This is a genomic window from Trinickia sp. Y13 (assembly GCF_029522115.1).
Lineage (GTDB): Bacteria > Pseudomonadota > Gammaproteobacteria > Burkholderiales > Burkholderiaceae > Trinickia.
Window position 1 is genome coordinate 525444 of the sequence record NZ_JAKWFK010000002.1, and the last position, 24380, is coordinate 549823.

Genomic DNA, 24380 nt, shown 5'->3' on the forward strand with positions numbered 1-24380 from the left:
GCGGCGTCGCCAACGGCTGCGCCGCGATCATATACGGGCCGCGTCGCCGCGCGCCTCGCTCTCGCAAGACGCGCGACGCCAACGCCCGCCTACATCAATAGCGGTAGTGATTCGGCTTGAACGGGCCGTTCTTCTCTACGCCGATGTAACCGGCCTGCGCGTCCGTCAACTCGGTCAGATGCGCGCCGATGCGTGCCAAGTGCAGGCGCGCCACCTTCTCGTCCAATTGCTTGGGCAACACGTACACCTTGTTCTTGTACTGGCCGCCGCGCGTGAACAGTTCGATTTGCGCCAGCGTCTGATTCGCGAACGAATTGGACATCACGAACGACGGATGGCCCGTCGCGCAGCCCAGATTCACGAGACGGCCCTCGGCCAGCAAGATGATGCGCTTGCCGTCCGGGAAAACGATGTGATCGACTTGCGGCTTGATGTTTTCCCAGGTGTACTGGCGCGTCGATGCGACGTCGATTTCCGAATCGAAGTGGCCGATGTTGCAAACGATCGCGTTGTGACGCATCGCCTTCATGTGATCGTGGTTGATCACGTGGTAGTTGCCGGTCGCGGTGACGAAGATGTCGGCCTTGTCGGCCGCGTATTCCATCGTGACGACGCGGTAGCCTTCCATCGCGGCCTGCAACGCGCAGATCGGATCGATTTCGGTGACCCACACCGTCGCGCCGAGTCCGCGCAGCGACTGCGCGCAACCCTTGCCCACGTCCCCGTAACCGGCCACCACGGCGACCTTGCCCGCGATCATGACGTCCGTCGCGCGCTTGATGCCGTCCACCAGCGATTCACGGCAGCCGTAGAGATTGTCGAACTTCGACTTCGTGACCGAATCGTTGACGTTGATGGCCGGGAACGGCAAACGGCCATCCTTTTCCATTTGATAGAGACGATGCACGCCCGTCGTCGTTTCTTCCGTCACGCCCTTGATCTGCGCGAGACGTTTGGAATACCAAGTCGAGTCGATCTCGAGGTGGCGCTCGATCGACTTGAACAAGGCGACTTCTTCCTCGTTCGTCGGCTTGGCGATCACCGAGCGGTCCTTCTCGGCTTTCGAGCCGAGGATCAAGAGCAGCGTCGCGTCGCCGCCATCGTCGAGAATCATGTTGGCGAACTCGCCGTTCGGCCATTCGAAGATGCGGTGCGAGAACTCCCAGTACTCGTCGAGCGATTCGCCCTTGAAGGCGAACACCGGCGTGCCCGTCTTGGCGATGGCGGCGGCCGCGTGATCCTGCGTGGAGAAGATGTTGCACGACGCCCAGCGCACGTCGGCGCCGAGCGCTTTGAGCGTCTCGATCAGCACCCCGGTTTGGATCGTCATGTGCAGCGAGCCGGCGATGCGCGCACCCTTGAGCGGCTGCGCGGCTTTGTATTCATCGCGGATCTGCATGAGACCGGGCATTTCGGTCTCGGCGATCGTCAATTCCTTGCGCCCCCAATCGGCCAGCGACAGGTCGGCAACGACGAAATCTTGGTTTTGCTTCGAATCGATCACAGCGGCGTTCATCACGCCCTCCTTTTCTAAATGAGTTCTAGAAAATATAGACGTGAGCGCCGTTCGATGGAGCGAGCCCGCCAGCGCGCCATTGCATTGCGCGCGAAAGCATGCCGTCCGATTGAAGTTCCCGAGCCTGGCGGAAGTGGTCCGTCGCAACGCTCCTCGGAAACGCGGCAATTGTAGCAAAAATCGGCGAGCCGGCCAGCGCGCCAAGCGAGGCTCTTCACCCGCATGCTGCCGAATGAAGATCGTTGGTGACGACGACCAAAGGCGCTACCCGAAGGTCGCACCGAGCAGCGGCGCCAGCAACACCATGACGACACCCGCAATCATCATCGTCAGGCTGGCGACGACACCTTCCTCGCTGCCGAGCTCGCGCGCCTTCGCCGTCCCCACGCCGTGCGCCGCCGCGCCGAACATCGCGCCGCGCGCCAAGCGGCTGCGCAACGGCAGAAACGCCAGCACGAGCTCACCTAGCAACATTCCGCATACGCCGGTCGCAATCACGAACAGCGCGGTCAATTGCTTGGGCGCGTGGATCTGATCGGACACCGCAAGGGCAAATGGCGTCGACACCGAGCGCGTCATCAAGCTGCGCGCGACATCGGGCGCGAGGTGCAGCAGCTTGGCCAGCGCGAGCGATCCGCTGACCGCCACGACGATCCCCACCGTGACGCCCGCTGCGAGCGAAATCCAATGCCGGCGCATGAGGTCGCGATATTCGTAGATCGGCACCGCAAACGCGACCGTGGCCGGCCCGAGCAGCCACATCAACCAGCGCGTGTCGGCGAAATAAACCGAATACGGAATGCGCATGCCGACCACGAGCACGGCGAGCATGGCCGGCACGATCACGAGCGGCGTGAGCCAGGGCCGCTTGAAGCGCGCGTACAGGCGCTTGCCCACTGCGTAAAAGGCGATCGTCAACACGAAGCACGCGGCCGCCACCCACCGCGGTCCCGCTTCGGTAACGGGCCAAGACAAAATCGACGAAAGCGACATCGACGTACCCTCGCTATTGCGCGCGCGGCCGGACTATGCGCGCCGCATCGCGGCGACGCGGCGCGCGGCCAAAACGCGTTCGAGCCGCACCGCCTGGTCGACGGTGTAAGCGACCGCCACCATGACCAGCAACGTGCCCACCACGACGACGAGCGCAAGGCGCCAGCCATCGGACTTGAACAATCCGCCGTACTGCACGACCGCGACGGCCGCGGGGACGAAGAACAGCAGCATGTCGGAAAGCAGCCAGTCGGCTCCCGCCTTGACCCAGCGCGGAGCGATACCGCCCGTGAGCAGCAGCGCGAGGAGCAGCGCGAGTCCCAGGACGCCGCCCGGCACCGGCAAGCTCAAATGGCGTGCGGCGAAATCGGCGGCAAACCACACGCCGGCCAACAACGCGCTTTGCGCCGCAATGCGGGCCAAGCCCGTCAGGCGTTCGATCGATCTGGTCATGGCGCAACCCCCTATTGACATCACAACCAAATTGTAAGAGCGAGCAATCCATAAATAAAATGACTTAAACTTATCGCTATCATTCCAATTTGGAACTTTCCGGGGCCACGTCATGGAACTGCGCGCGCTGCGCTATTTCGTCGAAGTCGTTCGGCAGCAAAGCTTCACGCTGGCGGCGGAACACATGTTCGTCACGCAGCCCACCATCAGCAAGATGGTCAAAGCGCTCGAAGAAGAGATCGGCGCACCGCTGCTGCTTCGCGAGGGCCGGCAAATGGTGTTGACGGACGAAGGCCGCATCGTCTTTCAGCGCGGGCAGGACGTGCTGGCGGCCTACGCCCAACTGCAGGCCGAACTCGACGATGTGGGCACGCTCGGCCGCGGCACGCTGACCATAGGCATTCCGCCGATGGGCGGCTCGCTCTTCACGCCGGTCATCGCGGCGTTTCGCACGCGCTATCCCAAAGTCGAGCTCAAGCTGTTCGAGCAGGGCTCGCGCGCGATCGAAGCCGCACTCGTCGCGGGCGAATTGGAGTTCGGCGGCGTGCTGCTGCCCGTCGATGCGCAGATGTTCGACGTGCTGCCGATCTCGCGGCAACTGCTGTGGGTCGTCGCGCGGCACGGCTCGCGCTTCGACGGCGCAGGTGAAGTTCGCCTGCCCGAACTCGCATCCGAACCGTTCGTCTTCTACGGCGAAAGCCTGGCGCTGAACGATGTCGTCACGCGCGCTTGCCGCGACGCAGGCTTCGCGCCCCAAATCGTCTCGCGCAGCAGTCATTGGGATTTCATGGCCGCACTGGTGCACGCGGGCGTCGGCATCGCGCTGCTGCCCGCGCCATACTGCCGGCGGCTCGATCCGGCGCACTTCACTTGCCGGCCCGTGGTCGAGCCCGAAATCCGCTGGGAAATGGCCATCGCCTGGCGCAAGAGCGTCTACCTCTCGCATGCCGCGCGGGCCTGGTTGCAAGTCGCGCGCGAAACGCTGCCGGGACAGCCCGGCGACGACTTCGTCTACACGCGCTCGGACAACGCCGCAGCGCCGGGCTCGGCCTGAATCGCGCCGCGCGCCGACGCGATGAAATCGGCGGCGCGCTCGGCGATCATGACGGTCGGCGCGTTCGTGTTGCCCCCGATCAGCGTCGGCATCACGGAGGCATCGACCACGCGCAAGCGGCTCACGCCACGCACCCGCAGTTCGGGATCCACGACCGCGCACGCGTCGCCGCCCATGCGGCAAGTGCCGACGGGGTGATAGATCGTGTCGGCGTGCCGAGCGATGACCTCGCGCAGTTGGGCGTCGGTCGCATGCGGCGGAATGTAGAGCGTGCGGCCGCCTTTTTCGGCCAGCGAAGGCGAGGCCACGATGCGCTGCGCGATGCGCACGCCGGCAACGAGCGTGTCGGCATCGTACGGATCCGACAGAAAACGCGGATCGATGCGCGGGGCGGCGCGCGCGTCGGCGCTCGCGAGTGAAACGGTGCCGCGGCTTTTGGGCCGCAGCACGCAGACGTGGACCGAGTAGCCGTGCCCCCAATGCAAGCGCCGGCTGTGGTCGTCGACGAGCGCCGCGCAAAAATGCAATTGCAGATCGGGGCGATCGAGCGAGGGGTCGGTCTTGATGAAGCCGCCCGCCTCCGCAACGTTGCTCGACCACATTCCCTCGCCGCGCCGCAGATACGCCGGTAGTTGCGCCGCCATTTTGGCGAAGCCGCGCAGCGAGTAGCCGACGGGATCGGTCGAAGCGACCCGCACATTCAACGTGAAGTCGATGTGGTCGATCAGATTGCGTCCAACCTCGGCCGCCTCGTGCACGAGCGGCACGCCGAACGCGCGCAGCGTCTCTTGGGGGCCGATTCCGGAGCACATCAACAATTGCGGGGAGCCGAACGCACCGGCCGCAAGAATCACCTCCGCCCGCGCCGAGAGCGTCACGATGCGGCCGCCGCGCATCGTTTCGACGCCCGTGGCGCGACGCGCGCCGTCGAACAGGACACGCATGGCGCAGGCATCGACGAGCACGTCGATGTTGGCGGGCATGCGGGCCTGGGCGCCCGCCGCTTCATACAAGTAGGCACGCGCCACGCTGCAGCGCCTGCCCCCGCGTTGCGTCACCTGATAGAAGCCGACGCCTTCTTGCTCCGCGCCGTTGAAGTCGTCGTTCTGGCGGTACCCGGCCTCGACGGCGGCGGCGACGAAGCGTGTCGAAAACGCGTTGCGAAAGCGCAAGTCCGCTACGCTGAGCGGGCCGTTCGCGCCATGCCACTCGTCCTCGCCCCGCTCGTTGCGTTCGGCCCGGCGAAAATACGGCAACACATCGGTCCAGCCCCAGCCCGCGCAGCCCAAGCGCGCCCATTCGTCGTAATCGAGCGGGTGCCCGCGCGTGTAGATCATGGCGTTGATCGCGCTCGAACCGCCCAGGCCCCGTCCGCGAGGCTGATAGCCGCTGCGCCCGGCCAACCCCGGCTGCGGCGTAGTGCGATAGCCGTAATTCGTCTTCAGTTTGAACGGCACGAGCGCGGCAATGCCCAGCGGGGTATTGACGAGCCAGTTGCGCTGCGTATGCGCGCCTCGTTCGATCAATGCGATGGTCGCGTCCGGGCATCGTTGCGCGAGCCGTCCTGCGAGCGCTGCGCCGCCCGAGCCGCCGCCGACGATGATGTAGTCGTAGTGCATTCGCTCCTCCTTCACGCCTGTCTCGACGCCCTGCGGCAAGCCTCGCCAATGGGCGTTCGTCGTTATGTTTTCGGGCATTGTAAAGAGCGCCGCGATGCACGCGTGGCCGGGGACGCAGAGCGATTCCTCTAAACGGCGGAGCCTGCGCGAACCTATCATTGAGTCAAGCGCACACCCGCGCGCGGCCTGTGCGCGCCTGGATCAAACGGCCATCCCGAGCCCCTCGCCCGCTGCTCACGGCCGACGCGCCAACTTCGAACGCACCGCCGAAAAATTTCTCCCCTCCGGCCCGATCACAGGAGACGCTCGACATGGAACCGCAAGCCCCGCCGGCTACGCACGAGGTCACGAATCAGGTACCGCCGCTCGAAAACTACAACCTGTTCGAATGCGATACGACGCTCACGGCCGCCGTCGAGCGCGAGGGCGCCGATTGGCATGCCCAGGCGCTCGCGCGCGACGGCGCCGCGCTCGGTACGCCCGAGGCGCTCGGGCTCGCCGCATCGGCGAACCGTCACCTGCCCGAGCTTTTCACCTTTAGCCCGCGCGGCGAGCGGATCGACGCGCTCGAATTTCATCCGAGCTGGCATCGATTGCTCGCGTTGCTGCGACAGGAAGGGCTGCATGCGCTGCCCTTCGATACGCCTCGCGCGGGGGCGATGGCGGCACGCTGCGCCGGTTATTTTCTGCATGGCCAACTCGAATCGGGCTCGCTGTGTCCGCTGACGATGACGTTCGCGAGCATCCCCGTGTTGCAACGCGAGCCCGCGCTGTTCGCGCAGATCGCAGATAAGCTCTATGCGCGCGAACACGACCCGAGCGACGCGCCGCTCGCGCTCAAGCGCTCGATGATGGTCGGCATGGGCATGACCGAGAAGCAAGGCGGCTCGGACGTGCGAACGAACCAAACGCGCGCGACGGCGGCGGCGAGCACGACCGGACGCGGGGGCGAGTATCGTCTCATGGGCCACAAATGGTTCTTCTCGGCGCCGCAGTGCGATGCGCATCTCGTGCTAGCCCGCACGCATGCCGACGCGGCGCTTTCGTGCTTCTATGTGCCGCGCTTCGCCCCCGACGGCGCACGCAACGCCATCCGCATTCAGCGTTTGAAGGACAAGCTCGGCAATCGCTCCAACGCCAGCGGCGAAGTCGAATTCGTCGACGCCTACGGCATCATGGTGGGCGACGAGGGACGCGGGGTGCCGACCATCATCGAGATGGCGAACTACACGCGGCTCGATTGCGTGATCGGCAGCGCGGCGCTGATGCGCGCCGCACTCGTGCAAGCGATCCATCATGCGCGCCATCGCGTTGCGTTCTCCCGCAAGCTCGTCGATCAGCCACTGATGCGCAACGTCCTCGCCGACCTGTCGCTCGAAAGCGAAGCGGCCACCGTGCTCTTCATGCGGCTCGCACGCGCATTCGACGCCCGCCTGGCCGCAGCGCGGACCGGCGCCGCGGAGTCGGACCTAGAACGCGCGTGGCGCCGGATCATGACCCCGGCGGCGAAGTTCTGGGTCTGCAAGCGCGCGCTCGAATTCACGGGCGAAGCCATGGAAGTGTGGGGCGGCAACGGTTACGTCGAAGAAGGCCCGATGGCGCGCCTCTACCGCGAGGCGCCCGTCAATTCCATCTGGGAGGGGTCGGGCAACGTCATGTGCCTCGATGTGCTGCGCGCACTCGAGCGCGATCCCCAAGCGGCACATGCGCTGATCGCCGACTGGCGCGCCGATGCGCACGAGACGAGCGCGCTCGCTCGCGCGCTCGATGCACTCGAAGCCACGCTCGGCGCATCTGCCGAGCAGCGTGAAGCGGCCGCCCGCGCGCTGGCGCAACAACTCGTTTTGTGCGCCCAGGCGGTGTTGCTCTTGCGCACGGCGCCCGCCCAGCACGCGCAGGCATTTGCCGCGACGAGACTGGCCGCCGTCGACGCGGGCCTCGCTTGCGGACGTGTGTACGGAACGCTGCCCGCCGCCTTCGATCACGGCGCGATCGTGGAGCACGCGTTCGGCGCCTGAAACACGATGGCAGCGATCGCTGAAAGGCGCGGCTACGAACGCCACAACGTGCTAGCGAAACCATCCCATTGCGCACTGGAGATCATCGAATGAAAAACGACTTGCCCGCCGATACGACGCTCGTGGCCTTGCTGCGGGTCCAGCGAGAGGCGTACGCGCGCGAGCCCTACCCATCGTGGGAGATGCGGGCCGCACATTTGCGCGCGCTGCGCGCCATGCTGCTCGAGAACGTCGACGCGTTCGCCGCCGCGCTCGAGGCGGACTTCGGCCAGCGCTCGAAAGCCGAACTGCTGCTCTCCGAACTGTGGCTCGCCAAGAGCGAAATCGACTCGGCGCTCAAGCACGGCAAGCATTGGATGAAGCCGCAGCGGCGCGCCACCGGCATTTGGCTGCGGCCCGCCGCGGCGAAGCTCGTCGCCCAGCCGCTCGGCGTCGTCGGCATCGCCGCGCCATGGAACTATCCGCTCTTGCTCGCCGTGGGCCCGCTGATCTGCGCGCTGGCGGCGGGCAATCGCGCGATGATCAAGATGTCGGAACTCACGCCGCGCACGGCCGAGTTGTTCCAGCAATGCGTCGGACGCACGTTCGCACGCGAGCACGTCGCGGTCGTGACCGGCGATGCCTCGGTGGGCGCGGCGTTCTCTGCGTTGCCCTTCGACCATCTGATCTTCACCGGATCGACGGCGGTCGGCCGCGAAGTCATGCTTTCGGCAGCCGCCAATTTGACGCCCGTGACGCTCGAGTTGGGCGGCAAATCGCCTGCGATCGTCGGACCGCGCGGGCGCCTTCCCGCCGCGGTCGATAGCATCGTCGCCGGTAAGACGCTCAACGCGGGCCAGACCTGCATTGCGCCCGATTACGTGCTCGTGCCGCGGGGCTCGGAGCAAGCGTTCATCGAACGTGCACGCTCACGCGTCGCTCGGCTCTACCCAAGCTTCGCCGCCAATCGCGACTATACGAGCATCGTGTCCGAGCGCCATTTCGCGCGGCTGCAACGACTCGCGGACGAAGCGGTGGCGGCCGGCGCCGTCCTGCATCCGTTGACCGATGCGCAACCGGACGCCACGCGCAGGCTGTTCCCGCCTTGCGTGGTCACCCATGCGCCCGATACGTGCGCACTGATGCGCGAAGAGATCTTCGGCCCGCTGCTACCGCTCGTGCCCTACGAGACGCTCGACGACGCGATCCGCCACGTCAACGCGCGGCCGCGGCCGCTCGCCCTTTATCTATTCGAGGACGAGCGAGCAAGCGTCGAGCGCGTGCTGCGCGAAACCGTCTCGGGCGGCGTATGCGTCAACGAGACATTGCTGCACATCGCGTGCGAGGGACTCCCATTCGGCGGCGTCGGCGCGAGCGGCATGGGCGCGTATCACGGATACGACGGCTTCAAGACGTTCTCGCAAATGAAGCCCGTGCTCGTGCAGCCACGCCTGAACGCACGCGCGCTACTGCTGCCTCCCTACGGGCGGCGTTTTCACGCGGTCATGCGGCTGATGTTCAAGCTTTAGGCGATGCGGCGGTTCGATGCGGGCCGCCGGGCGCGCGCAGATCTAAGCGCACGCGCGATTGCACGGGGCGCAGCGGTTGCATCGACGGGACGGGTCCCGCGGGTCATCCGGATCATCCGGGTCAGACGGGTCATCCGGATCATCCGGGTCAGACGGGCCAAAGCGGCCCCTCGAGCATCGCGCCGATTTGCTCGCGCAACTCCAGCACGCGCGCTTCCCAGTAGCGCTGAGTATTGAACCAGGGAAACGCGGCCGGAAACGCCGGATCGTCCCAACGCCGCGCAAGCCAAGCGGCGTAGTGGATCAGCCGCAGCGTGCGCAGGGCCTCGATCAAATGCAACTCGCGCGGCTCGAACTCGCAAAAGTCTTCATAGCCTGCGAGCAAGTCGGTCAACGCGCGCGAGGCGTCCGCGCGCCCGCCCGGAAGCAGCAGCCATAAGTCCTGAATCGCTGGGCCCATGCGGCTGTCGTCGAAGTCGACGAAGTGCGGGCCTGCGTCGGTCCACAGGACGTTGCTTGCGTGGCAGTCGCCGTGCAGCCTCAGGTGAGCGATGTCGCCAGCCGCTTCGAAGGCGCGCTCGACACCCTCCAAGGCAAGCGTCGCCGCCGCCTCGTAGGAAGCGCGCAGCTCCGGCGGCAAGAAATCGTGCGAGAGCAGAAACTCGCGCGGCTCGTAGCCGAAGGAGGCAATATCGAGCGTCGGCCGCGACACGTAGGGCTTGCGCTTGCCGACCGCGTGAATGCGGCCGATGAAACGGCCCATCCATTCGAGCGTATCGCGCCGGTCGAGCTCGGGCGAGCGCCCGCCGCGCCGCTCGAACACCGCGAACCGAAAATCGTCGAAGGTATGCAAGGTCGCGCCGTCGATCGACAGCGCTGGCACCGCGGGAATTTCCGCTTCGACGAGTTCGGCGACGAATGCATGTTCTTCGAGGATCGCTTCGTCGGACCAACGCTGCGGCCGATAAAACTTCGCGACGACGGGCGGGCCGTCCTCGACGCCGACTTGATAGACGCGGTTCTCGTAGCTGTTCAGCGACAGCAGCCGCCCGTCGGTGCGCACACCGGTTCGAGCCAGCACGCTATCGATCGCGTCGAGCACGCACTCCGGGGTGAGCCGGGTGAAAGGATGCGCGGCGCTTGCGCCGTGCACGTCGGAGGAATCGGGAGAAAGCGGATCGTTCATGCCCGCATTGTGCCGCATCGGCGGCAAACCGTTATTTGTCGCCCTACTCGTCCATCAAACGAACCTTCACCTTTTTGCCTTTCACCTTGCCGGCGCTGAGCCTGCGCACCGCATCGGGCGCGATGCTTCGCTCGACGGCGACGTAGGTCGAATAGTCGGTCACGTTGATCTTGCCGATCTGCGCGCCGCTAAAGCCCGCTTCGCCGGTCAGCGCCCCGAGCACGTCGCCGGGGCGGATCTTCTCTTTGCGCCCGCCGAGAATCTGCAGCGTTGCCATCGGCGGCAACAACGGTGCGCCGTCTGCTTTCTGCAGCTCGGCAAGCGCGTGCCATTCGAACTCGCGTTGCTGCGCCTGCTCGATGTTTCCGACTCGCCCCATCTCGTTCATGCTCGCGAGGCTCAACGCCCAACCGTCCTGATCCGCCCGGCCCGTGCGGCCGATCCGATGGACATGCACCTCGGGATCCGGCGTCACGTCGACGTTGATCACCGCTTCGAGCTGCGCGAAGTCGAGGCCGCGCGCCGCAACGTCGGTGGCCACGAGCACCGAGCAACTGCGGTTAGCAAACTGGATCAGCACCTGATCGCGCTCGCGCTGATCGAGCTCGCCGTGCAACGCCAATGCATGAAAACCTTGCGCGCGCAGCACATCGAGCAGATCGCGGCATTGCTGTTTCGTGTTGCAAAACGCGAGCGTGCTCACGGGGCGATAGTGATTGAGCAACATCCCGACCGCGTGCAGCCGCTCGTCTTCCGTCACCTCATAAAAGCGCTGACGAATCTTGCGATCGTCGTGATGCGCTTCGAGCCGCACTTCTTTCGGATTGCGCAAGAACCGCTGACTCAGTTTGGCGATGCCTTCGGGGTAGGTCGCGGAAAACAGCAACGTTTGCCGCTCCTTTGGGCACTGGCTCACCACCGTCGCGATGTCGTCGTAGAAACCCATATCGAGCATTCGGTCCGCTTCGTCGAGCACGAGTGTGTTCAATGCATCGAGCGTGAGGCTGCCGCGCTCGAGATGATCCATGATGCGCCCGGGCGTGCCCACCACGATATGCGCGCCGTGCTCGAGGCTCGCGCTCTGCGGCGCCATCGGCGTGCCGCCGCATAGCGTCAGCACCTTGACGTTCTCCTCGGCGCGCGCGAGGCGGCGGATTTCCTGCGTCACTTGGTCGGCAAGTTCTCGCGTCGGGCACAGCACCATGGCCTGCACTTGCACGCGACGAACGTCGAGCCGCGCGAGCAACGCGAGCGCGAATGCCGCCGTCTTGCCGCTTCCCGTCTTCGCCTGAGCGATGAGGTCGTGTCCCGCGAGCGCGACGGGCAGGCTGGCCGCTTGGATCGGCGTCATGTCGGTATAGCCCAGCCGGTCGAGGTTGGCGAGCATGGCGGGCGCAAGCGCGAGCGTGGTGAAAGGCGTGGCGGTCGGTGTATGTGTCATGTCGTGGTTGTCAAGCAAAGCCCAATCTGCCCTGCGGCACGACGGGAGGTCAATGGCGGGTCTTGCGCGAGAGCGCGGCCTCGTCGACGCACCGATTTCGAAACGAAACGAGCCTTGCAAGCATTGCATGACGGCGTCGTCGCTTGCAGGCGGATGCGTCTGGCGTTAACGCGGGTACCCGAGCGCTGCATCGAGCGCCGCGGATCGGTGAGGAACGAATTGTACGCTGCGGGGACAAGCAGCCGGGCACGGCGGCTTACCGTGCCGGAATGGGGCAACTCACGAGGTGGCGCCGGGACGAGGCAGGCCGAGCGAACGGCATTGCGTCCGGGCCGTGCGCGGCGCGGCCAGGGTGCGGGCTGTGACCCCGCGCGCCACGGGTCAATGCACGAGCGAACCGGCCGGGCGTGCGACGAGCTCGCCCGTGTCGATCAGATCTTCCAGAAAGAACGGCTCGGTGTTCAGCTGCAGCGACGAGCCGGGCTCGCCGGCATACCAAACGACCATCGCCATATCGCCGAGTATGCGCATGACGATGCCGCGGGCCCCTGACGGCACGGCCATATGCACCGACCTGACGATTGAACCGATTTGCATGATGTATCCCCTCAGGGTATTTGAGCGATGACTCGATTGTTCACGGAACGGGCCATCGAGAAAAGCCGAATGTGATGGTCTATTGGGTGCTATTTCTCCCGATCATCCTTACAGCAAACTGACTACCCTAGATGGCGAACAGTTACGCTCGCGCGCCGTGCGGCTGCGACGCCGTTGCGTTCGGCGAGGGCGCGCGGCGCGCATCGCAGACGAGCGCTATAGTCAAAGCATAGCGCGACCCGGGCGAGCGTCTATTGCGCGCCGCAGCATTCGGGCGCGCATCGCGGCGGCGCACGGATGACACGCCGCCTCCTGCACCGAGCGTTACGGTGCTTGATCAGCACGAAAGGGAGAACCGCGATGACACGATCTTCGCAATGCAGCGCGCCGCATCGGCTACGGGCAGGGCACAGCGCGTGGCTCCGCTCGCTCGGCCTCGCGAGCGCCGCGCTAGCGCTCGGCGCTTGCGCGCAGCAGGGGCTGGACAACGTCAAACCGACGGCGACGACGGCATATCATTCGTCGCAGCCCAGCGCGCCGCCCGCGCCGGCAGCGGAATCGGCGCCTCCACAATGACGGCGCAACGCCGGTAGCCTGCCGCCGAACCATTGATGCCCGGTGCGCCCGTAGGCTGCCGCCATGTAGCAAACGCTGCAATGTCTCCTATACTCGATCAACGCATACGCACGCCTGCGGCGTAGCGCCACAGAGACAACAGGGAGGGGACGAGCATGCCGACATCCTTCACGATCAGCGATTTCATCTTGATCATTCCGATGGCGCTAGCGGGTGCGCTGTTTCTAGGGGCGCTGCCGACGTCCTCCCGCTCGTTGCACAATGTCTTGCGCGTGCTGGGCGCACTGATCGGTGTGGGCTTCGCCGTCGTGCTCGTCGAAGGGCTGCCCGCGCTGATGTAGGGCCGGGGCGAACGTCGTCCACGCGTTCGCCCGGCGCACGAGCGCTACGCCCTTCGCCTATACGCGCTGATCGGTCGAGGGCTTTTCCCACAGATTGATGCCGCCCTCGGTCGCATAGCGATCGATCTCGGCGATCTCTTCGTGCGAAAACGCGAGGTTCGCCAGCGCCCCGACGTTTTCGCGCACTTGCTCTGGGCGGCTCGCGCCGATCAGCGCCGAGCTCACGCGGGCGTCGCGCAAAGTCCATGCGAGCGCCATCTGCGCGAGGCTTTGGCCACGCCGTTCGGCGATCGCGTTGAGCTTGCGCACGTGCTCGATGTTTTCCGCACTGAGGTGGCTTTGCTGAAGGGAGCCGCCGCCCGGTTTGTTGATGCGCGCATCGGCCGGCACGCCATGCAGGTACTTCGAGGTCAAGAGGCCCTGTGCCAGCGGCGTGAACGCAATGCACCCGGCCCCCGCTTCGTCGAGCGCGTCGAGCAACTCGTGCTCGATCCAGCGATTGAGCATGTTGTAGGACGGCTGATGGATCAAGAGCGGCACCTTGTGCTCGCGCAGCAGCGACGCCATTTCCCGCGTCTTGGCTGCCGAGTAGGAGGAAATGCCGACATAGAGCGCCTTGCCTTGCTGCACGGCGCTCGCGAGCGCAGCGGCCGTTTCTTCGAGCGGCGTATCGGCGTCGAACCGATGCGAGTAAAAGATGTCGACGTAATCGAGGCCCATCCGCGTTAGGCTCTGATCGAGGCTGGCCAACACGTATTTGCGCGAGCCGCCGCCCTGGCCGTAGGGCCCCGGCCACATGTCCCAGCCGGCCTTGGTCGAAATCAACAGCTCGTCGCGGTACGGACGAAAATCGTCCTTGAACAGGCGGCCGAAATTCGTTTCCGCGCTGCCGTAAGGCGGCCCGTAGTTGTTGGCCAAGTCGAAGTGGGTGATGCCGAGATCGAAGGCCGTGCGCAGCATGTCGCGCTGCGTCGACAACGGTGTCGTATCGCCGAAGTTGTGCCATAAGCCGAGCGAGAGCGCGGGCAGCTTCAGGCCCGAGCGGCCGCAGGTGCGGTATTGCATGTCGGAATAGCGGGCGGGCGCAGCGTCATAAGCCATGGGAGTTCCTCGATGTAAACCGTGGATGAAGCCGTCGCGCGAGATCGCGCGCGGCGGCGATGAGTGCGAATCGATGGACACGCGCCCGGCAAGTTTCATACACTGCCGCCTGCTCGAACCATCATTGAGACCAACATGATCAAAGCGATTTCCATAGCGTTGATTGCAGGTGGCGTGGTGCTCCTGTATTTCGGCGGCCAGTCGTTCCACTCGTTTGCGAACGACCTCTCGCGTACCTTCACCGGCGCGCCCACCAACAAGACGATATGGCTCATCGCGGGCGGTGCGGTCGCGACGCTCGCCGGCATCGTCGGCTTGACCACCTCTTTCGGCAAGCGCTGAACCCGGCAGCGAACGGCCATGCCGGGTCGTGTCGTTCACAGCGCGACTTCCGGCTTGGAGGCCGAACGCGTACCGGGCAGCGGTAGATTGCTCGCGCCATGGTAGGTGCACACGAGCGAGAACTTCACCTGGTCGCTGCGGTTCTGCCCCGCCGAGTGCAGCGTGTTGCAGTGGAAAAAGACGACGTCGCCCGCCTCGAGTTCCGGCGATACCGCCGTCCGAATCAACGCTTCGTTTTCCGGCAGGTCCGCGCGAAAAAACTTCTGTCCGTCGAACCGTTCGGAGGTGAAGGCGATCGCGTGGGAATCAGGGACGAACCAGAGCCCGCCGTTCTCGACCGTCTCGTTGCCGAGCGCAAGCCAGGTCGAGACCAAATCGTCACGCTCGAACGACCAGTAACGCGCGTCGCGATGCCACCCGGTCAAGCTTCCGTAAGTGGGGTGCTTGGTCATCATGCAGTTATGGTGGGCGCGCGACAGGCGCGGCGCCTCGCCGAAATATAACTCCATCCAGCCCTTGATTTCCGGCGCCATGGCCCATTCCCGAAATAGCGCGTCGCGGGCATAGGCATCGAGCAAGCGGCGCACCGTCTGGCCGCCGGGCGCATGCTTGGACTCGGGCGCGCCCGGATAGCGCAGATCGGCTTCGTACTCTAGCGGTTGCGCCGCTTCGGCCAATTGGCGCTCGGCCACCGCTTTGATCGCCGCACACCGCTGCGGCGCCAAAAGCCCTTTGACGACCACGAAGCCGCGCTCGCGCAGCACTTGCACTTGTTCTTTTTTCGATTGCGCTGACATGAAACCTTCCTTGCTGAAGGGCCGCCCGTAGCGGAAACGTTTTATTTTACGGCGGGCGCGAGCGGTGCGTCGCTGCACCAGAGAGGGGCGGGGTCTGCACGACTTACACGCGTCACGATTCGCGTGTAGTCTGCCTCGCATGTCGATTGCCATTGCCGGCCGCTTGCGACGCCATATCGCGCCGCGCGCCGTTCACGCTCCTACCGAATTCGCTGTCACCGCGCACATCAGGCACGATTGCTGCGTCGATGCGGCAGCCTCGCCCTCCATGCGAGGCAGCACCCCGTTTTCTTTTCGCCATGCATAAACGTCTTGCTTCTCGCCACAACCGTATGACGCTTAGTCCTGCGCGGCCGATCCGCCGCGCGCCGATGCCCGCGTTACGACACCACGCAGTACGCACGCGCGCCCTTTCGCAGCAACCGGCGCACGCGCAACCCTCGTCCGGCCGGGCGCACGGCCTGCGCGCCTGGCTCAGCGCCGTTCTCTCGGCATTGCGCACCGGCACGCGGGCGCGGCGCCTGCTGCTGCGCCGGTTACTGCGGCGCGCGACGATCCGTCGTTCGGCGGTCGCGCCGGCCAAACGCTCGGCGACCGCCGGCGGCAATCGCCGGCCGCGCCGGCTGGCGGGCAGCGCGGGCTGGTTCGGGTTCGCTAGCCGGTAGTCACTGCTCGTAGCCGCTGCCCGCCCGCGCCCTTCGCTCCCGTCTGCGCAGGGGTGCCTCGGCGTTCGGCGCCATCGCGCTGGCGTAGAATCGAGTGGTCTACATCGAATGGCCTGGCCCAGCGGCCAGGATGTCGTCATGAATACGCCCACTCCCGAACCGCACACGCGTAAGGGGCCGTCCAAGCGTACGCTCAATGTGTTGACGGCGCTCGTTGGCGTGGCAACGCTCGCCGCCGGGATCGGCTGGCTCGTCTACAGCTGGATCACCGACTTAGAAGTCCCGTACTTCGCCATTCCCATGGTGCTTTGCGTCCCCGTGATCGCCGCCGTTGCTTTCCGCAACTGCTGGGATTGAAGCGCACCCTGAAGGCAGGCTGGAACAGCGCCGACGGCTAGTGGCCGGCATAGCGTTTGCGCGACGTGGTGACCGAACTGCACTTGACGAAGGAGCGTTCGATGATCACCCAATCGACTCTATCGACGCGCGAGCGCCGCGTCGCCGTGTGCTGCCGCGGTGCAGGAAAAGTGGAATGCGCTACGGCGCAACCTGGGCAGCCTGCGCCACAGCAGCCTTCGCCGAATCCCGACACCGAACCGCGCGGAGAGCCGAAAGCGCCCAGCGACAAGCCTTTGCCGGACTTGCCCAATCCCACGGAGATCGGCGAGGACGGCTAGCCGCCGGCCGTGGCGCCTCCCCACCCGCGTGCGCGGCAAGCCCCGCCGGCTGGCCTGCCCGCGCGCGGCGCAAAACCGCCGTGTAGAATCGACCGCACCCCAAGCGGAAGCGGCAGCATGCTCAGAACCCTCGAGCCCGGCGATTACTTCGGCGAGACCATCGAACACTACGGCGGCGAAGGTTTGTCCGTGGTGGAAACGCGCTTCGCCAACGATCTGATCATTCCCGAGCACGAGCACGTCAACGCCTTCTTCTGCTACGTCCTCGCGGGGCGTGGGACACGATCGTGGGCCACGCGCGCCGGCGAGCACGCGCCGATGTCACTCACCTTTTTCCCGGCGGCCCTGCCACACGCGAACTGCTGGCACGGCGCCGGCGGCCGTGTGCTGCACCTCGAGTTCGCTTCGGCTTGGCTCGAAAGGCTGGGCAGCCGCACACGCGTGCTGCATCGTCCCGGCGATTTCGCACGGGGGGCGCCTATGTCGCTGATGCGGCGCCTCGCGCTCGAAATCGCGCATCAAGACGGCGCCACGCCGCTCGCTGTCGAAGGTCTCGTGCTCGAGCTCGTCGCGGCCTGCGCACGCTGCGAGCCGGGCGAGCGTCACGCCTCGTCCTCCTCGTCCTCCTCGTCCTCCTCGTCCTCCTCGTCCTCCTCGTCCCGCCGTTGGCTCGCGCGCGCCGAAGCGCTGCTCAGAGAGCGGTTTCAAGCGCCTTTATCGCTCGAATACATTGCCTCGGAAGTTCACGTCAGCGCGGACCATCTCTCGCGCGAGTTTCGCAAGCACCTGGGCTGCACCGTCGGCGAGTACGTGCGCGACTTGCGCCTCGACTTCGCCGCCGGCAAGCTCGCGCGCACCGGGGAACCGCTCGCGCAGATCGCCGAAGCAGCGGGCTTCGCCGATCAAAGCCATTTCACGCGCGTGTTCCGCCGCAAGCTCGGCGTAACGCCCGGAGCTTACCGCGCCTCGAAGCGGGCACATCGCTAGCGTCCCAACGATTGCCGGTTGCGTACAAGATCGATCGCCCTCTCGGCACTACAGTGTCGTTGCATTCCAATGCGCAACCTCAGGAGGCCGAAATGAACGCCGAACCGTATCCTTACTTGACCCGCCTCGACGTGCTGCACGGGCCGGGCGAATTGATCGACATTGCAGCGATCGCCGCCGGCAATAGTCATCCTTGGTTCAATCAAACGCTATGCCGCGTGAACGAATCCGTGGTTAGGCTCGGCGTCGTGCAAGGGGAATATCACTGGCATAAGCACGATGATCTCGATGAGTTCTTCTACGTGGTGCAAGGACGATTCTCGATCGACCTCGAAGCGCGCACCGTCGATTTGAACGCGGGGCAAGCGTTCGTCGTGCCCAAAGGCGTCCTGCACCGGCCGCGGGCGCCGGAGAAAACGATCATTTTGATGGTGGAAGGCGAGGCTATCGTGCCGACCGGCGATGCTTGATCCGCCTCGACTACGAAACGCCCTGCTCGTGTCACGGCGCCGACGTCGATATACTCGGCTCGATGCGCCGATCGAAACGAGGAAGTCGTCATGCATGAAACCACGTTGCTGCTATTCGCTGCCGTCTCGTTCGTCGGCATCGCCACGCCGGGACCGACCGTGCTGCTCGCTCTCACCAACGGCTCACGCTATGGCGTCAAGCGCGCCGCCTACGGATTCGCGGGGGCCGTCGCATCCGACTTCGTGCTCATCTTCGCCGTAGCGCTCGGCCTTGGCGCGTTGCTCGCAGCATCCGTGTTCTGGTTCACGGTGGTGAAGTGGGTGGGCGCCGCCTATCTCGCCTACGTGGGTATCCGGCTATTGTTGTCCAAAGGCGCGTTCGACGCCGCCGATCAGAGCGGCATAAGCGCCGACAGCAACCGGTCGATCTTCCTGAAAAGCTTTTTGACGGCGGTGACGAATCCGAAGGGCTACCTGTTCTTTTCAGCCTTCTTGCCGCAGTTCATCGCGCCCACGCAGCCGCTCGCGCCGCAGTACAGCGCGCTGGCCGTCACCTTTGCGCTGCTCGATTTGTCGATCATGTTCGGCTACGCGTTATTCGGCGCGCGAGCGATCCGTTTGCTCAAGCAAGCGGGCGCGCGCTGGCTCGAGCGCATCTGCGGCGCGATGCTCGTCGCGCTCGCAGGCTCGCTCGCGCTCTATCGGCGACATGCGGCGTAACGCCGCCCGCCGATCCGTCCATACGGACCGTCCCGTCCACGCGCAACCCACGCGCATGTCGATCACATGGCAGGCAGCGGCAGGCGGACGCTCGAAGCGGCGATGAAGATCAACCGAGCATCTTCGCTCAGCGCATACAAAAAAACCCTGGGGTCAGCCAGGGTTTTGTATAGCGGCAGCGATCAGATCACTGCCGCTTTTGCATGCCGCGCCGCATTGGCGCGGCTGCTCCTTACGCCACTTCCACGACCGGCTCCGTACCAGCCGCCTCGGCGAGCGCAAGCGCCTTGTCGGTCGCTTCCCACGTGAATTCCGGCTCTTCGCGGCCGAAGTGGCCGTATGCGGCCGTCTTCTCGTACACCGGGCGCAGCAAGTCGAGCATCTGGATGATGCCCTTCGGACGCAGATCGAAATGCTCGCGCACCAGCGCGGTGATCGTCGAATCCGACACGCGGCCCGTGCCGAATGTATTGACCATGACCGAAGTGGGCTGCGCCACGCCGATGGCATACGACACTTGGATCAAGCAACGCGAGGCGAGCCCCGCCGCGACGATATTCTTCGCGACGTAGCGGCCGGCGTAAGCGGCCGAGCGATCGACCTTCGAAGGATCCTTGCCCGAGAACGCGCCACCGCCGTGCGGCGCCGCGCCGCCATACGTATCGACGATGATCTTGCGGCCCGTCAAGCCACAATCGCCCTGGGGGCCGCCAATGACGAAACGGCCGGTCGGGTTGACGAGGAACTTGATGTCGCCTTTGATCAGATCGGCCGGCAACGTCGGTTTGATGACTTCTTCGATCACGGCTTCGCGCAACGTCGAGAGCTCGACTTCGGGCGAATGCTGCGTCGAGAGCACGACGGTGTCGATGGCATGCGGCTTGCCGTCGACGTAGCGCACCGTCACCTGCGATTTCGCATCGGGACGCAGCCAAGGCAGACGGCCGTCGCGGCGCAAGCACGCTTGGCGCTCGACCAGCCGATGCGACAGGTGAATCGGCAGCGGCATCAGCTCGGGCGTTTCGTCGCAGGCGTAACCGAACATCAAGCCTTGGTCGCCCGCGCCTTGATCGAGATTATTGTCGTGCGCGCGATCCACGCCTTGCGCGATATCGGGCGATTGCTTGTCGTACGCGACGAGCACCGCGCAGCCGCGGTAGTCGATGCCGTAATCGGTGTTGTCGTAACCGATGCGCTTGATCGTATCGCGCGCGACTTGGATGTAATCGACGTTGGCCGTCGTCGTGATTTCGCCCGCCAGAACGACGAGACCCGTATTGCACAGCGTTTCGGCGGCAACGCGAGAGTACTTGTCCTGCGTGAGGATGGCGTCGAGGATGGCGTCCGAGATTTGGTCGGCGACCTTGTCCGGATGGCCTTCGGAAACGGATTCGGACGTGAAGAGATAGTCGTTTGCCACGTTGCAGACTCCTTGGTTACGGTGTTTGAGTTCACGTAGCCAGCTTCGGGAGCCTGAAGCGGCGACGCTTTAGCGGATTTCCTAACGCACCGGATGCTGCTGGCGCCCGGCGGCTTCGCCCCGCAAGTTGTCTATTAACTCGGCGAAGCCCTTATTATAGCGGCTTCTTCAGATTGTCACAGAGCGAATTGCCGTGCCTCTTTCCGTCTATTCGTCCAATTGCGCGCCGCTCGCGCGCTCGGCGCAGGCTTTGCCGCCCCAATGCGCTCGGCCGTTGGAGGTCCGAGCATGTTGACGCGACTCGGCACGAAGCTTGCCGTCGGCCTGCTCAAGTTTCTCGCGATTCTGCCGTACGGTTTCGTCGCTCGCTTGGGCGATGGCCTTGGCTGGCTGCTCTATCAAGTTCCGAGCAGGCGCCGCCGGATCGTTCACACGAATCTCGCGCTGTGCTTTCCGGAGTGGAGCGAGCAAAAACGCGAAGACATCGCGCAGAAGCATTTCCGGCACGCGATCCGCAGCTACGTCGAGCGCAGCGTGCAGTGGTTCGGCTCACTCGAAAAGCTCAAGAAGCTCGTGCAGGTCGACAGCGAAGTCGATTTGACCGATCCCGACATGCCGCCCACCTTGCTGCTCGGTTTTCACTTCGTGGGCATCGAAGCGGGCTCGGTTTTCATCAACGTCGCGCTGCAACGCCAATGCGCCGCGCTCTATCAGCCGATGTCCAATCCCGAGCTCGACGAGATCGCCAAGACCGCGCGCGGCCGCTTCGGCGCCGACATGGCGAGCCGCGCCGACAGCGCCCGCGTCGTGCTGCGCTGGCTGCGCGAGCGCAAGCCCGTGATGCTCGGCGCGGACATGGACTACGGCGAGCGCAATTCGACCTTCGTGCCCTTCTTCGGCCTGCCCGCCTGCACGCTGACGGCGGTCGGCCGCTTCGCGCAGGTGGGGCACGCGCAAGTGCTGCCCTTCATCGGCGAAGTGCTGCCGAACTATAAGGGTTATCGGCTCAAAGTCTTCAAGCCTTGGGACAACTACCCCACGGGCGACGACGACGCCGACGCGCGCCGCATGAACGCGTTTCTCGAAGAGCAGATCCCGCTCATCCCCGAACAGTATTACTGGGTACACAAGCGATTCAAAACGCGGCCGCCGGGCATGCCGAGCGTCTACGAATAGGGGGCGGGCCGCGTCCCGTACAATAGCCGGATCATGAAGCTCAAGTTCACCAAGATGCATGGCGCGGGCAACGACTTCGTCGTGCTCGACGGCTATAGCCGGCCGCTCGCCCTCACGAGCGCGCAAGTGCGCGCGCTCGCCAACCGGCATTTCGGCGTCGGGGCCGATCAGTTGCTGCTCGTCGAGCAGCCCACGGTCGAAGGCGCCGATTTCAAATACCGCATCTTCAACTGCGACGGCGGCGAAGTCGAGCACTGCGGCAACGGCGCGCGCTGTTTCGTCAAGTTCGTGCGCGACACCGGGCTCACCGACAAGCGCAGCGTGCGGGTGCAAGTGCAAGGCGGCCTCATCACGCTGACGATGCAGGAGAACGGAGAAGTCGTCGTGGACATGGGCCGGCCGGTCTTCGAGCCGGAGCGCGTGCCGTTCGACACGACAGGCTTGAGCGGCCGCCGCGAAGGCGCCGATACCGTTTGGCCCCTGGATGTCGACGGCGATACGCATTGGATCTCGGTTGTATCGATGGGCAATCCCCATGCCGTGCAAATCGTCGACGATGTCCGCGCCTATCCGGTCGCGCAGGTCGGGCCGAAAATCGAGCATCACGCGCGCTTTGCGCAGCGCGTGAACGTCGGCTTCGTGCAGGTGCGCTCGCGCCGGGAAATCGCGCTGCGCGTGTTCGAGCGCGGCGCAGGCGAAACGCTGGCATGCGGCACTGGCGCCTGCGCGGCCGTCGCGGCAGGCATTCGCCGCGGCCTGCTCGATTCGCCCGTGACGGTTCATGCGCTCGGCGGCACGCTGACGATCGCATGGGACGGCGCGCGCGACGAAGCCGCCCCGCTCCTCATGTCGGGGCCTGCTGTCACCGTATTCGAGGGGGAGATCGAGATCGACGACCGATCCTGACACCACACGCCCTTTTCTCCCATCCGCTTTGCTCGCCCTTTTGCCGACACCATGAACGATCGCGACGTCGCCGACTATCTGCTCGCCAACCCCGAATTCTTCTCGCAACATGCCGAGCTGCTCGCGGCCGTTCGCCTTGCGAACCCTCATGGAAAGTCCGCCATCTCGCTGCAAGAGCGCCAGATGGACATGCTGCGCGAAAAGAACAAGCTGCTCGAACGGCGCCTTGCCGAGCTGCTGCGCTACGGCCACGAAAACGACAGCATCGCCGCGAAGTTCAACCGCTGGACCACGCGCGTGATCGCGCAGCGCGACGCCCACGCACTGCCGCGCACCGTCGCGCAAGGCCTGATGGAAGTGTTCGACGTGCCACAAGCGGCGCTGCGCCTCTGGGACTTGGCCGACACCTATCGCGACGCCGAATTCGCCCGTCAAGTGGGCGAAGAAGTGCGGCTCTTCGCCAATGGGCTCGATGCGCCTTATTGCGGCGCGAATGCGGGCTTCGAAGCGGCGCAATGGCTAGCAGACGGCGAATATGCAAGCGCCGCGGCCTCCAGCGAGACGGCCGCCGGCGAATCCAACGTCGCGCAGTCGGTGGCGTTGCTGGCGCTGCGCGACCCGCGCTCGACCGGCTCGGCGGAGCGCGCAGGCGAATCGGAGGGCGCGGCCCCCGCGCCCGCGTTCGGCTTGCTGGTAATGGGCTCGCCCGATCCGCGCCGCTTCCACGAAGGCATGGCGACCGATTTTCTGATGCAGATCGGCGCGCTCGCAAGCGCGGCGCTTAGCCGCCTGCTCGCGCGATAGCGCCGCTTGCGCCGTGTCGACGAGCGAGCGTCCCCCGATGTCGCCGGCCGATTCCGGCCTGATCGCCGACTACCTCGCCGCCCTCACGCACGCGCGGCGGCTCTCGGACCATACGCTGCGCAGCTACGCGCACGAGCTCGACATGCTGGCGCAACTCGCCGGCGGCCGACCGCTCGCGAGCCTGTCGGCGATCGATATGCGGGGAGCGGTCGCGAAAGCTCACGCGGCTGGGCTGTCGCCGCGCTCGATCGCACATCGGCTCTCTGCCTGGCGCGCGTTCTACCGTTGGCTCGGGGATCGCGTGGAACTCGCGGCCAATCCCGTCGCCGCGGTGCGGGCGCCGAAACAGCCCAAGCGCCTGCCCAAGGCGCTCTCGGTCGACGACGCCAATGCGCTCATGGAAGCGCGCAGCGCTCAGAGCGCCGAGAGCCTGCGCGACCATGCGATCCTCGAGTTGTTCTATTCGTCGGGACTGCGGCTCTCGGAACTCGTCGGCTTGGATGCCGCGTACGCCGAGGGCGAGGGCTACCGTTCGTCGGGCTGGCTCGACCTCGCCTCGGCCGAAGTCACCGTGCTCGGCAAAGGCAAGCGGCGGCGGACAGTGCCCGTCGGCGCAAAGGCGATGCAAGCGCTCGCCGCCTGGCTCGACGTGCGCGGGCAATGGTTGAAGGCCGATCCGCATCCGTTGTTCGTATCGGTGCGCGGGGCGCGCATGTCGCCCAACGTCGTGCGCGAGCGCGTCAAGCGCGCCGCGCTCGCAGCCGGCATTCCGGCCAATGTCCATCCGCACGTGCTGCGCCATTCCTTCGCGACGCACCTGCTGCAATCGAGCGGCGACCTGCGTGCGGTGCAGGAGCTGCTCGGCCACGCGAGCGTGGCCGCAACACAGATTTACACCTCGCTGGACTTTCAGCATCTGGCGCGGATCTACGACAGTGCGCACCCGCGCGCCAAGAAGCGCGACTAACACGCTCGTCCCCGTTTGGCAACGCCGGTGGCGCGGCTGCCGTTTA

General features: G+C 65.4%; 26 protein-coding genes and 1 riboswitch. Of the genes, 16 read left to right on the top strand and 10 right to left on the bottom strand.

Annotated elements, in window-relative coordinates; translation table 11 throughout:
- Positions 1-94: 94 nt before the first annotated feature.
- From ahcY to MMB74_RS05480, 3 genes are all read right to left on the bottom strand, one after another.
- Positions 95-1516 carry an adenosylhomocysteinase gene (ahcY, locus tag MMB74_RS05470; protein WP_277427579.1) on the bottom strand — a complete coding sequence of 474 codons (1422 nt, stop codon included), beginning with the start codon at positions 1514-1516 and terminating at the stop codon, positions 95-97.
- Positions 1517-1551: 35 nt separating this feature from the next.
- Positions 1552-1677, bottom strand: a riboswitch (S-adenosyl-L-homocysteine riboswitch).
- A gap of 103 nt (positions 1678-1780) precedes the next feature.
- The gene (locus tag MMB74_RS05475) at positions 1781-2509 is read right to left on the bottom strand and encodes an LrgB family protein (protein ID WP_277427580.1); all 729 of its coding nucleotides are present in this window, start codon (positions 2507-2509) and stop codon (positions 1781-1783) included.
- Positions 2510-2542: 33 nt separating this feature from the next.
- Entirely contained in the window at positions 2543-2962 is a 420-nt protein-coding gene (locus MMB74_RS05480) for a CidA/LrgA family protein (RefSeq protein ID WP_277427581.1), read from the bottom strand.
- Positions 2963-3074: 112 nt separating this feature from the next.
- On the opposite strand from MMB74_RS05480, the gene MMB74_RS05485 reads away from it, so the two are divergent.
- Positions 3075-4016, top strand: a complete 942-nt coding sequence (locus tag MMB74_RS05485) for a LysR family transcriptional regulator (protein ID WP_277427582.1) — start codon at positions 3075-3077, stop codon at positions 4014-4016.
- Here the strand turns inward: MMB74_RS05485 and MMB74_RS05490 are convergent.
- Positions 3974-5635 (bottom strand): GMC family oxidoreductase N-terminal domain-containing protein, encoded by a 1662-nt coding sequence (locus MMB74_RS05490; protein ID WP_277427583.1) that lies wholly within the window; start codon positions 5633-5635, stop codon positions 3974-3976. The genes MMB74_RS05485 and MMB74_RS05490 overlap by 43 nt on opposite strands.
- 311 nt (positions 5636-5946) lie before the next feature.
- On the opposite strand from MMB74_RS05490, the gene MMB74_RS05495 reads away from it, so the two are divergent.
- Both MMB74_RS05495 and MMB74_RS05500 read left to right on the top strand, forming a co-directional pair.
- On the top strand, positions 5947-7653 hold the full coding sequence (locus tag MMB74_RS05495; protein WP_277427584.1) for an isovaleryl-CoA dehydrogenase: 1707 nt from the start codon (positions 5947-5949) through the stop codon (positions 7651-7653).
- Positions 7654-7742: 89 nt separating this feature from the next.
- Positions 7743-9161 carry a coniferyl aldehyde dehydrogenase gene (locus MMB74_RS05500; RefSeq protein WP_277427585.1) on the top strand — a complete coding sequence of 473 codons (1419 nt, stop codon included), beginning with the start codon at positions 7743-7745 and terminating at the stop codon, positions 9159-9161.
- 148 nt (positions 9162-9309) lie between these two features.
- Here the strand turns inward: MMB74_RS05500 and MMB74_RS05505 are convergent, their stop codons facing one another.
- The 3 genes from MMB74_RS05505 to MMB74_RS05515 form a co-directional block, all read right to left on the bottom strand.
- Positions 9310-10347: a serine/threonine protein kinase gene (locus MMB74_RS05505; RefSeq protein ID WP_277427586.1), complete on the bottom strand. Its 1038-nt coding sequence runs from the start codon at positions 10345-10347 to the stop codon at positions 9310-9312.
- Positions 10348-10390: 43 nt separating this feature from the next.
- Positions 10391-11788 carry an ATP-dependent RNA helicase DbpA gene (gene dbpA / locus MMB74_RS05510; protein ID WP_277427587.1) on the bottom strand — a complete coding sequence of 466 codons (1398 nt, stop codon included), beginning with the start codon at positions 11786-11788 and terminating at the stop codon, positions 10391-10393.
- A gap of 381 nt (positions 11789-12169) precedes the next feature.
- Positions 12170-12385: a hypothetical protein gene (locus tag MMB74_RS05515; RefSeq protein WP_277427588.1), complete on the bottom strand. Its 216-nt coding sequence runs from the start codon at positions 12383-12385 to the stop codon at positions 12170-12172.
- Positions 12386-12745: 360 nt separating this feature from the next.
- On the opposite strand from MMB74_RS05515, the gene MMB74_RS05520 reads away from it, so the two are divergent.
- A complete protein-coding gene (locus MMB74_RS05520; RefSeq protein WP_277427589.1) occupies positions 12746-12961 on the top strand; it encodes a hypothetical protein in 216 nt (71 codons plus the stop codon).
- Between the two features lie 155 nt (positions 12962-13116).
- Positions 13117-13302, top strand: coding sequence for a hypothetical protein (locus MMB74_RS05525; RefSeq protein ID WP_277427590.1), 186 nt, complete (start codon positions 13117-13119; stop codon positions 13300-13302).
- A gap of 57 nt (positions 13303-13359) precedes the next feature.
- Here the strand turns inward: MMB74_RS05525 and mgrA are convergent, their stop codons facing one another.
- Complete coding sequence (gene mgrA, locus MMB74_RS05530) at positions 13360-14403, bottom strand: L-glyceraldehyde 3-phosphate reductase (protein WP_277427591.1); 1044 nt, start codon at positions 14401-14403, stop codon at positions 13360-13362.
- A gap of 135 nt (positions 14404-14538) precedes the next feature.
- Here mgrA and MMB74_RS05535 point away from each other — a divergent pair, with 135 nt between their 5' ends.
- A complete protein-coding gene (locus MMB74_RS05535; protein WP_277427592.1) occupies positions 14539-14745 on the top strand; it encodes a DUF3185 family protein in 207 nt (68 codons plus the stop codon).
- A gap of 35 nt (positions 14746-14780) precedes the next feature.
- Here MMB74_RS05535 and MMB74_RS05540 read toward each other — a convergent pair whose 3' ends face one another.
- The gene (locus tag MMB74_RS05540; protein WP_277427593.1) at positions 14781-15542 is read right to left on the bottom strand and encodes a phytanoyl-CoA dioxygenase family protein; all 762 of its coding nucleotides are present in this window, start codon (positions 15540-15542) and stop codon (positions 14781-14783) included.
- A 332-nt stretch (positions 15543-15874) separates the two neighbouring features.
- Between MMB74_RS05540 and MMB74_RS05545 the strand changes: the two genes are divergently transcribed.
- The 6 genes from MMB74_RS05545 to MMB74_RS05570 all read left to right on the top strand — a co-directional run bounded on the left by MMB74_RS05545 (position 15875) and on the right by MMB74_RS05570 (position 19061).
- Complete coding sequence (locus tag MMB74_RS05545) at positions 15875-16207, top strand: hypothetical protein (RefSeq protein WP_277427594.1); 333 nt, start codon at positions 15875-15877, stop codon at positions 16205-16207.
- A gap of 138 nt (positions 16208-16345) precedes the next feature.
- Positions 16346-16564, top strand: a complete 219-nt coding sequence (locus MMB74_RS05550; protein ID WP_277427595.1) for a hypothetical protein — start codon at positions 16346-16348, stop codon at positions 16562-16564.
- 101 nt (positions 16565-16665) lie between these two features.
- Entirely contained in the window at positions 16666-16884 is a 219-nt protein-coding gene (locus MMB74_RS05555; RefSeq protein ID WP_277427596.1) for a hypothetical protein, read from the top strand.
- 117 nt (positions 16885-17001) lie between these two features.
- Positions 17002-17871, top strand: coding sequence for an AraC family transcriptional regulator (locus tag MMB74_RS05560; RefSeq protein WP_277427597.1), 870 nt, complete (start codon positions 17002-17004; stop codon positions 17869-17871).
- 92 nt (positions 17872-17963) lie between these two features.
- On the top strand, positions 17964-18341 hold the full coding sequence (locus MMB74_RS05565) for a cupin domain-containing protein (RefSeq protein WP_277427598.1): 378 nt from the start codon (positions 17964-17966) through the stop codon (positions 18339-18341).
- Positions 18342-18431: 90 nt separating this feature from the next.
- The gene (locus tag MMB74_RS05570) at positions 18432-19061 is read left to right on the top strand and encodes a LysE family translocator (RefSeq protein WP_277427599.1); all 630 of its coding nucleotides are present in this window, start codon (positions 18432-18434) and stop codon (positions 19059-19061) included.
- Between the two features lie 232 nt (positions 19062-19293).
- Here the strand turns inward: MMB74_RS05570 and metK are convergent, their stop codons facing one another.
- Positions 19294-20481: a methionine adenosyltransferase gene (gene metK / locus MMB74_RS05575; protein WP_277427600.1), complete on the bottom strand. Its 1188-nt coding sequence runs from the start codon at positions 20479-20481 to the stop codon at positions 19294-19296.
- A 288-nt stretch (positions 20482-20769) separates the two neighbouring features.
- Here metK and MMB74_RS05580 point away from each other — a divergent pair, with 288 nt between their 5' ends.
- From MMB74_RS05580 to xerC, 4 genes are read left to right on the top strand one after another with little or no spacing between them, the layout of a single operon-like run.
- A complete protein-coding gene (locus MMB74_RS05580) occupies positions 20770-21657 on the top strand; it encodes a lipid A biosynthesis lauroyl acyltransferase (RefSeq protein ID WP_277427601.1) in 888 nt (295 codons plus the stop codon).
- Between the two features lie 33 nt (positions 21658-21690).
- The gene (dapF, locus tag MMB74_RS05585) at positions 21691-22563 is read left to right on the top strand and encodes a diaminopimelate epimerase (protein WP_277427602.1); all 873 of its coding nucleotides are present in this window, start codon (positions 21691-21693) and stop codon (positions 22561-22563) included.
- A gap of 51 nt (positions 22564-22614) precedes the next feature.
- Positions 22615-23367 carry a DUF484 family protein gene (locus MMB74_RS05590; protein ID WP_277427603.1) on the top strand — a complete coding sequence of 251 codons (753 nt, stop codon included), beginning with the start codon at positions 22615-22617 and terminating at the stop codon, positions 23365-23367.
- A 37-nt stretch (positions 23368-23404) separates the two neighbouring features.
- Entirely contained in the window at positions 23405-24334 is a 930-nt protein-coding gene (xerC, locus tag MMB74_RS05595; protein ID WP_277427604.1) for a tyrosine recombinase XerC, read from the top strand.
- The last annotated feature ends 46 nt before the right edge of the window (positions 24335-24380 follow it).